Here is an 8,907-nt window from a genome sequence, read left to right as displayed (position 1 = left end):
AAATCCATGCCCGCCTGCAGCGTTCCGAGATGTTCCAGTGCACAGGAGCTCCAAATAAAGTCGTAGCTGCCGGACAGCCCGTTCAGCGTACGCATGTCTGCCGGTTGAAAGGACACACGATCGTCGAACATCTCTCTGGCGACAAGTTGTGGATAGTAGAGTGCGTTTTTAGATGCCGCGTGTTCGTTCGTGGCGATCCAGCCCTGCTCCGAACTTTCGACGTCCAGATCCGTAGCGAGAACGCGGCAGCCTTTGGCCGCAAATAACGACGATAGCGGCTCGGTCCCGACGGCGAAACCCAGTCCCACTGAGCCCTCGATGAGCTTCGAGCGTTCCTGCAGCGCCTGCATGATGACGCACCATTCCCAGAACTTGCGATTGACGAATTCGACCTGGGCTGCGGAATGGCTTCTGTAGATCTCGCGAATCTTCAACTCCGATTCGCGATCCTTGTACCAGGGAAGCGAAAAATCGGCGTGCCGGCAGGCGATGGAGTTCAACATCTCGTACATCTCCGTGAGTACTTATTGCTACTTAATCCAGTTTGCAGGAGGCGAGCAAACCACCCTAACTTCTGAATCTAGCATGGAGAAAGGTCAATATAGGTCCTTTCGTGCGCAGGCCTGCTGCAAGGCCAGGCTGGCGCTTTTCATGTCGAGGGGGTGGAAAGCGGGCTTCAGAATTCTTCATTCGCCCGTCAGGCATTTCATTCGCACCCTTGCTGAGCTGCGCGCTCCCATAAGGAGCGATGCCCATGTCAGTTCAACCCAGCTCAATTCTGCGACGCCTTGCTTTTTGCCTCGCCTTCTTTGTCGTACCGCTTGCGACAGCTGCCGACTATCGGCCTCCCGCTCCTGGAGGCGGCTGGCCGTCGGCCGATGCGCGCACGGAGGGCTGGGACACCGGCCGCTTCGCTGCCCTTGAAGCAGCAGTTACCGACGGCACCTTCAAGAACATCGCCAGTGTCGTCGTTGTTCGCGACGGCAAACTGGTCTACGAGGCTTACTTCAACGGAGCCAATGCGGACACGCTGAACGATGTCCGCTCGGCCAGTAAAAGCCTGACGGCCCTGCTTGTCGGGGCCGCGATCGACCGCAAGCTGATTCCCGGCGTGGACGCCAAGGTCTACAGCTACTTTCCAGACAAGCAGCCCGTCCAGCACCCGGATCCGCGCAAGCAGGCCATCGCATTGGAGGACTTGCTGACCATGAGCTCGCTATGGGAGTGCGACGACGACAACGCCTTTTCCAGCGGCAACGAGGAGCGCATGTATGTCACCGAGGATTGGTTACAGTTCGCCCTCGATTTGCCCATCAAGGGTTTCGCGCCATGGATGACCAAGCCGGCAGATAGCCCTCATGGCCGTTCGTTTTCCTACTGCACGGCCGGCTCCTTTGTTGCCGGCGCCATTGTCGAGCGGGCGACGAAGAAGCCGTTGGCGAGCTTTGCCGCCGAAGCGCTGGAAAGGCCCCTGGGAATCGCCGACTCGCATTGGAACGTTTCGCCGTTGGGCGTCGGCATGGGCGGTGGCGGGACCCGCTATCGCAGCCGGGACTTGGCCAAGTTCGGCCAGCTCGCACTCGATGAAGGGCGGTGGCAAGGACGTCAGGTGATATCCACAGCCTGGATGCGGCAGATGCTTTCCGTGCATGCACAAGCACGCGAGGATGCCGATTATGGTTACCTGTGGTGGTGTTTCCACTTCAAGGCGCACGGCCGGGACCAGCCGGTGTGGGCAATGTCGGGCAATGGCGGCAATTACGTCTTTACGATGCCGGCCGAGCATCTGGTGGCCGTCGTGACCAGCACGGCCTATAACCAGCGCTATGCGCACCCGCAGTCGCAGAAGATCTTCAGCGACTACATCCTCAAGGCCTTGCCGAACTGAGCGTTACAAGCCGGTGGGTCGCCAGTCGGCGGCCTGCACTTGCGCACGCTGCGCGGCCAGGCGCTGGCTGATGGCGTCGATGGCGGCAGCGAACGCCGGTTCGTTCGCCATCGGGTGGAATAGCGGCGAAGTTTGCAGATAGGCGCGATCCGCATAGCCGGCGCGTACGGCGGCGGTCAGCGTATCCATAGCCTGGGTGTGCTGGCCGCGCGCCCATTGCAGCAGCATCAGCTCCAGCCGGTCCGAGGGATAGCCATCGGATGGAGGCAACGCCTGCATGGCCGCGATACGCCGATCCAGCCATGCGGCCGAGGGCGGTGTATCGGCATGGAGTGCAGCAAGCGTTTGCGGCAAGCTCATTTGTGGGCGCAGGGCGACGGCCGCATCGAAAGCCGCCTTGGCTGCGACACGATCGCCACCCAGCAATGCCAGCTCACCTTGCAATACATAAAGGCCGACATGTGGCGTATTGCGTGTCAGCGCCCGATCGAGCGCAGCCTGCGCTTCGGCGAAGCGCCCTTGCAGGAGCAGGTGCCTGGGCCAGGCAATATTGGAAAACACATTATCGGGAGCCAGCTCGAAACTGCGCCGGAAGCGCTGCTCGGCAGCATCGTGAAAACCGAGCAAATCCAGCTCCGCGGCGATCTGCACCTCGCGGAACCGCACCTTCGAGCCGTCGCCGTGCATGCTCAAGTTGGCATGGAGCGCATCGGCAATCCGGCCTTGTTCCTGATACAGATACGCCAGCGAAGCGCGGCTGTTGTCGTCACGTGCATTCAATGCCACCGCGCGTTCATAGGCCGCGATGGCCGGTCCGATCCGGCCCCGGCAATCGTAGGCATAAGCCAGCGCCGACCATGCATTAGCATTGCCGGCATCGGTCCGAGCGATCGATTCGGCCACCGCTTGCGCACGCTGCGTCCATTCGTAAGGAAAGTTATAGAGGCAAACGCGCGCACTGTATGCACGGCTCAAGCCGAGCTTCGCGGCTGTGTCGCCGGGAGAAAGTCGAAGTGCTTGCTCATATAAACCAATGGCGCGTTCGTTGTTGTCGCGTTGACCGATGCCCGCGTAATAGGCGGCCCGCTGCAAGAGTTCTTGCTCCGGACTGGGCGGTATCGGACTGCGGTGGCGTAATGCATACCAGCCACCGCCTGCCAAGGCAGCCGCGGCGACGGCGGCCGCAAGCAGCCAGGGAAGCTTGCGCCGTCGAGCCGTCGATGCGTCGGCAATGGCCAGCGGCAGTTCGCATAGCCGGTAACCGCGTCCGCGTACGGAACGAATGTAACGAGGCTGTCGCCCGTCATCGCCCAAGGATTGACGCAGCAACTTCACCCGTTGCGTCACGGTCTCCTCGCCGACGACGGCGGGCGACCAGACTTCTTCGATCAGCGCATCGAATGACACGACATCGGTGCCGTGTGCCAGCAAACAGGCCAGGAGGCGGAAACTGAGACCCTGCACGTCCAGCGGCAGACCGTCACGTTCGACGCGCTGACGCACGAGATCGATGGAAAGGTCGAGCAGTCGGTAGCGTTGCGAGGTATGCATAGGCGGCCATCCGGGCGACGGTCGCTATGGTAGCCGCGGGTCCCTAGGGTGCGCGCGGCTGCAATTCGTCGATGGCGGCGAGCGTGTCGATGAAGCGCCAGTGGAAGGAGCCGGGGCCGGTCGCATCCCGCGCGGCGCGTTCGCCGGCTTGCTTGAACATGGCGAGCGCGGTGGCGGCCGCTTCGAACGGCTGTCCGGGCAGCACCGCCAGCAGCGCGCCCATCACGCAGGTCTGTGCGCAACCCATCGCGGTGACGCGTGGCATCCAGGGCGAGCCGCCGGCGAAGCGCAGGCTGCGTTCGCCATCGGTAAGGAAATCGACTTCCCCAGTGACCGCGATCACCGTGCCAAGCGTGCGTGCCAGGCGTACGGCGCCTTCTTCGGCGACTTCGACCGCATCGCGACTGTCCACGCCTTGTGCGCGGCTCGCGCCGCCACTCAAGGCGAGTATCTCCGAGGCGTTGCCGCGTATGGCGGCCGGGCGCAATGCCAGCAAGCGGGCAGTCGCCTCGCGGCGAAACGCCGTGGCCTGATGTGCGACCGGGTCGAGCACCCAGGGTTTGCCGTTGCGCTGTGCCGAGGTGGCTGCAGCCAGCATGCCGGCCAGCCAATCCGAGGAGAGTGTGCCGATGTTGACGGTCAAGGCGTCGGCGATGGCGGCAAACTCGGCGGCTTCTTCCTCCGCGTGCACCATCGCCGGCGATGCGCCGATGGCCAGCACGGCATTGGCGGCCATGTTCATCGCCACGAAGTTGGTAATGCAATGAACGAGCGGCGAGCGCTGACGCGCCGCATGCAGCGCGGCGGTCATGGTGTCGAGGGGATAGGCCGTGTCGCTCATATATCAGGCGCCGCGCATGAACAGCAGCAGCGCTACGCCCAGCACGATGCGATAGACCGCGAACAGGGTGAAGCGATGGCTGCGGATATAGCCCAGCAGCCACTTCACTGCGATGAAGGCGACAATGGCCGAAACGATGAAGCCGACGATCAGCGCGGTCCAGTCTTCATGGGCGGCGCCGCCACCCTTGAGCACCTTGAGCAATTCGTAGCCTGTAGCGGCGTACATGGTCGGGATGCCGACCAGGAAAGAGAACTCGGTCGCCGCCGCGCGATTGCTGGTGCCGGCGAGCATGGCGGCGAAGATGGTTGAGCCCGAACGCGAGGTGCCCGGGAAGATGCCCGCCACCATTTGGGCGATGCCCACTACGATGGCTACGGGCCAGGTCACTTCGGAGCGATCGGCCTGACGCGCGGCGACCGCTTCGGCGCCGATCATCCAGAAACCGCCGATGACCAACGCCCAGGCAATCGGGGTGATCGTCTCGGGCAACTTGAAGCCGTAATGCGTAACGACAAGGCCAAGCACCGCGGTAATCAGGAACGCCACGATCAGCTTGACCAGGTAATCGCGATTGGCACGGTCGCCCAGATGGGTGAACAACTGCCAGATCCGCTTCCAATAGATGAACGTCACCGCGAGGATCGCACCGGCCTGAATGCCGACATTGAACAGATCCGAGCGCTCGCCCAGGCCGAGCTTCTCGGCGATCAACAAATGCCCGGTACTGGATATGGGCAGGAACTCGGTAATCCCTTCGATGATGCCAAGCAGGATGACGTTGATCAGATCGCTCACTAGGTACGGCTCCTTACGTGCGGACAAGCGCGGGTATCGGCCCCGCTATGAAGCGGCATAGCTTACGGGGGAAATCTGGCGGGAGGCTGGCAATAAGCGAAGAACTGACCGTTTTCGATCTTGACTGGAATGGTTCCATCATGGTGCATCGCATGCACCAATTGAGTGCGTAACCCGTCATCGAAACGGGCGTGAATCTATGATAAGGTCTTGATTTCTATGCGCGCCCAACGCTGGCACGCGGGTTGCTAAGCACAGCGCATCGTATCCATCTGCCCCGTTGAGGTTTTGTCCATGACCGCTCAGAAAGTGCTCGACCTGATCCAGGAACACGAGGTCGAGTTCGTCGACCTGCGTTTTGCCGACATGCTCGGCAAGCACCATCACGTCACGTTCCCGGCCCACGCCATCGACGAGTCCACTTTCGAAGACGGCAAGATGTTCGACGGCTCCTCGATCTCCGGCTGGAAGGGCATCAACGAGTCGGACATGGTCCTGTTGCCCGACCCGGATACCGCCTACCTCGACCCGTTCAGCGCGCACACGCAGCTGGTCCTGCATTGCGATGTGCTCGAGCCGAGCACCATGCAGGCTTATGGCCGCGACCCGCGCTCGATCGCCAAGCGCGCCGAGGCTTTCATGAAGTCGACGGGCCTGGCCGACACCGCGTTCTTCGGTCCGGAGCCGGAGTTCTTCATTTTCGATTCGGTGCGCTGGCAGAACGACATGGGCCGCGTGTTCTATGAAATCGAATCGCAGGAAGCCTCCTGGAGCTCGCGCTTCAAGTACGACGAAGGCAACAGCGGCCATCGCCCCGGCGTGAAGGGCGGCTATTTCCCGGTCAGCCCGGTCGATTCGCTGGGCGACCTGCGCGCCGACATGTGCAAGGTGCTCGAGTCGCTGGGCCAGGTGGTGGAAGTGCACCACCACGAAGTGGCCAACGCCGGCCAGTGCGAAATCGGTACGCGCTTCAACACGCTGGTGAAGAAGGCCGACGAGCTGATGACGATGAAGTACGTCATCAAGAACGTCGCCCATCAGAACGGCAAGACGGTCACCTTCATGCCCAAGCCGATCGTCGGCGACAACGGCAGCGGCATGCACGTGCACCAGTCGTTGTCCAAGGACGGCGTCAACCTGTTCGCGGGCGACCTGTATGGCGGTCTGTCGCAGACGGCGCTGTGGTACATCGGTGGCATCTTCAAGCACGCCAAGGCGATCAACGCCTTCGCCAACTCCACCACCAACAGCTACAAGCGCCTGGTGCCGGGCTTCGAAGCACCGGTGATGCTTGCCTACTCGGCGCGCAACCGTTCGGCCAGCTGCCGCATTCCGTTCGTGTCGAGCCCGAAGGGTCGCCGCATCGAAGTGCGCTTCCCCGACCCGATGCAGTCGGGCTACCTGACCTTCACCGCGCTGATGATGGCCGGCCTGGACGGCATCATCAACAAGATCGACCCGGGTGCGCCGGCCGACAAGGATCTGTACGACCTGCCGCCGGAAGAAGAGAAGAACATCCCGCAGGTCTGCTCCAGCCTCGACGCCGCGCTCGAAGCCCTGGACAAGGATCGCGACTTCCTCAAGGCCGGCGGCGTGTTCACCGACGACTTCATCGATGCGTACATCGCGCTGAAGATGCAGGAAGTCACGCGTTACCGCGCCAGCACTCATCCGCTGGAATTCCAGATGTACTACGCGATCTAAGGTCGCGGATCTTGCAGGTTCGAGGCACGGGCGCGAAAGCGCCCGTGCCTTTTTGTTGCCGATCCTCGTGCCTATCGCGATCTTTTCGATGGTCGTCGGCCGCCGAAAACCGACAAGGGAAAAAGCGCATAGAACCGTGGCGTTTCGCTCCGAGTAGCCGCGCGGAAGACAACCCGGCTGCCTCATCTTGAGATGCTTCCTGTCATCTTCGCGGATTACGTTGGGCGGGCGGTCACACCGGTGCGCCGTGGCTTGCAGCTCCCGTATCGGACAGGCAAGCTAGACGATTCAGCCAAACGGAAACGCCATGTCCAACCAAATCCTGCAGATCATGCCCGCCACCGGCTGGGTAGCCGTCTTTGACGTGGACGGCGGCGAAAGCGCCGAGCCGGTCGTGTGCTTCGCTCTGGTCGAAGGCAACGGCACGCGCAGCGTGCGCCCGATGTGCGCCGAGGACAACAAGATCGTCTTTGCCGACGAGATCGAGGGTTTCTCGCGCGTCGACACCGAAGATGCCTTCGAGGAAGACGAAGAAGAGGACGAGGAAGACGAGGAGTAATCAGGCCTCGCGCCTTGCCGTCAGCCGCTGCATCCCATCGATGCGGCGGCTAGCCGGCGCCGCGCGCATCCAACCCGGATGCGGCCGCGGTCAGGATTTCCTTCGATAACACCGGGTCGTCGACGGCCCGTGCCATCACCAGCGCACCGACCATTTGCGCGAATACCGCCAGCGCCCGGCGACGGCGCGCGGCGCGAGCGCGTTCCGGCAGCAGCGCAGCGATTTTTTCCACCAATGCTTCCAGGCCTTGCGCAAAGGTCTTACGCACGGCCCCCTGCTGGCGCGACGTATCGACACCGAGTGCGGCGATCGTGCAGCCCTTGCCGCTGGCGTCGCGATGCGCTTCGGACAGATAGGTTTGCAGCAACCGCGCGAGTGCGGCCGGCGCCGGATTGCCGTCCCCGATGATGCGCTCCCAATGCGCGGCCCCCTGAAGCAACGCCCGCCGGCTGGCCTGATCGATCAGGTCGTCCTTGGAGGCGAAGTGGCGATAAAAGCCGCCATGCGTGAGCCCGGCTGCCTTCATGATGTCGGCAATACCGATACCGTCGAACCCTTTTTCACGAAACAAGCTGCTGGCGACTTCGAGGATGCGTTCACGGTGTTCGGCGAACTGTTCGCGCGTGACTTTCATGGCTTGGGGCTCCGGCATGCCTATGGATCGATGATAGGCCCCTGTGAGCTCAGTGGTCGCTGGACGCGCGTTCGCGCATTACCCGGTCGAAGTGGCGCGAGAGATAGAGCCCTAGCACCAGGCCGCCAGCCAGCATGACGCCGAAATCGAGATTCCAGCCGATTGCGATGGCGGATCGGGAGAGCAGAAGCAGCCCGGCAACCAGATTGGCCGCGCCCCATAACATGTTGATCGTCGGCGACGAAAAACCCACTCCGCGCGGTTTGGCAAAAGGCGTCGGGAAACCGTGACCCTGCAGGCCAGCGGCCACGTGGGGCAGACAGTTGCACAAAAACGCACCAGCAAAGAAAGCGGCAACCAGATGCATGTATGGCTCCGTTACGGTGAATCGATCGAGGTCGATGGCACAGCGCGATCGGCGAGAAACCGGTTCATCCGCGGTGCGAGAAAGATTACCGCCACAAAACGCGCGGTCTGCATGGCCATCACGAAGGGCACATCGACATGGGTCGATGCGGCGATGATCGCCACCGAGTCCGCGCCCCCGGGGCTGGTAGCGAGATAGGCGGTCAACGGGTCGATACCGGCGAAGACTACGAAGCCATAGGCCATGGCGCAGCACACCAACACCAGGACCAGCGTGCATGCTGCTACGCGCGGCAGCGCGCGGGCCACGTGCTTGAGCAGCGGGCGGTTGAAGCGCAGGCCGATGCCCCAGCCGACGAAGGCATACGCCAGCGCCAGCAGCCACGGCGGCAGTTCGATCGCGATCAGACCCAGGTGACTGAGCAGCACCCCCAGCACGAGGGGAATCAGCAGCGGGCCGCCGGCAATGCGCGAAAAGCGTGCGAGCACCGTGCCGCCCACCGCCAGCGCCAGCGTTTGGATCAGAGGCCACGCATGCACGGGAGCCAGCCAATCCGGCGTCGATG

10 protein-coding genes are annotated in these 8,907 nt (G+C 62.6%); 3 read left to right on the top strand and 7 right to left on the bottom strand.

Features of this window, described 5'->3' with window-relative positions:
* On the bottom strand, positions 1-503 hold a 503-nt coding region (locus VIM98_RS00370), incomplete at its 3' end, for a class I SAM-dependent methyltransferase (RefSeq protein ID WP_331991100.1).
* Positions 504-754: 251 nt separating this feature from the next.
* Between VIM98_RS00370 and VIM98_RS00365 the strand changes: the two genes are divergently transcribed.
* Positions 755-1,888, top strand: coding sequence for a serine hydrolase (locus tag VIM98_RS00365; protein WP_331991098.1), 1,134 nt, complete (start codon positions 755-757; stop codon positions 1,886-1,888).
* Positions 1,889-1,891: 3 nt separating this feature from the next.
* Here VIM98_RS00365 and VIM98_RS00360 read toward each other — a convergent pair whose 3' ends face one another.
* Genes VIM98_RS00360 through VIM98_RS00350 form a run of 3 tightly spaced genes read right to left on the bottom strand, consistent with a single transcriptional unit; the run spans position 1,892 to position 5,078 of the window.
* Entirely contained in the window at positions 1,892-3,439 is a 1,548-nt protein-coding gene (locus VIM98_RS00360; protein ID WP_331991096.1) for a winged helix-turn-helix domain-containing protein, read from the bottom strand.
* Positions 3,440-3,482: 43 nt separating this feature from the next.
* Positions 3,483-4,280: a hydroxyethylthiazole kinase gene (gene thiM, locus VIM98_RS00355; RefSeq protein ID WP_331991095.1), complete on the bottom strand. Its 798-nt coding sequence runs from the start codon at positions 4,278-4,280 to the stop codon at positions 3,483-3,485.
* 3 nt (positions 4,281-4,283) lie between these two features.
* Entirely contained in the window at positions 4,284-5,078 is a 795-nt protein-coding gene (locus tag VIM98_RS00350) for an undecaprenyl-diphosphate phosphatase (RefSeq protein WP_331991094.1), read from the bottom strand.
* Between the two features lie 294 nt (positions 5,079-5,372).
* Here VIM98_RS00350 and glnA point away from each other — a divergent pair, with 294 nt between their 5' ends.
* Positions 5,373-6,782, top strand: coding sequence for a type I glutamate--ammonia ligase (gene glnA / locus VIM98_RS00345; RefSeq protein ID WP_331991093.1), 1,410 nt, complete (start codon positions 5,373-5,375; stop codon positions 6,780-6,782).
* A gap of 307 nt (positions 6,783-7,089) precedes the next feature.
* On the top strand, positions 7,090-7,341 hold the full coding sequence (locus VIM98_RS00340) for a hypothetical protein (RefSeq protein ID WP_331991092.1): 252 nt from the start codon (positions 7,090-7,092) through the stop codon (positions 7,339-7,341).
* A gap of 49 nt (positions 7,342-7,390) precedes the next feature.
* Here VIM98_RS00340 and VIM98_RS00335 read toward each other — a convergent pair whose 3' ends face one another.
* The 3 genes from VIM98_RS00335 to VIM98_RS00325 all read right to left on the bottom strand — a co-directional run.
* A complete protein-coding gene (locus VIM98_RS00335; RefSeq protein WP_331991091.1) occupies positions 7,391-7,975 on the bottom strand; it encodes a TetR/AcrR family transcriptional regulator in 585 nt (194 codons plus the stop codon).
* Positions 7,976-8,024: 49 nt separating this feature from the next.
* The gene (locus VIM98_RS00330; protein WP_331991090.1) at positions 8,025-8,342 is read right to left on the bottom strand and encodes a hypothetical protein; all 318 of its coding nucleotides are present in this window, start codon (positions 8,340-8,342) and stop codon (positions 8,025-8,027) included.
* Positions 8,343-8,353: 11 nt separating this feature from the next.
* The coding region (locus VIM98_RS00325; protein ID WP_331991089.1) for an AbrB family transcriptional regulator at positions 8,354-8,907 on the bottom strand (554 nt) is incomplete at its 5' end.

Origin of the sequence: Dyella sp., from assembly GCF_036568765.1 — a bacterium.
Taxonomy (GTDB): Bacteria; Pseudomonadota; Gammaproteobacteria; order Xanthomonadales; family Rhodanobacteraceae; genus GSA-30.
This window is presented reverse-complemented; position numbering and strand designations above follow the sequence as displayed.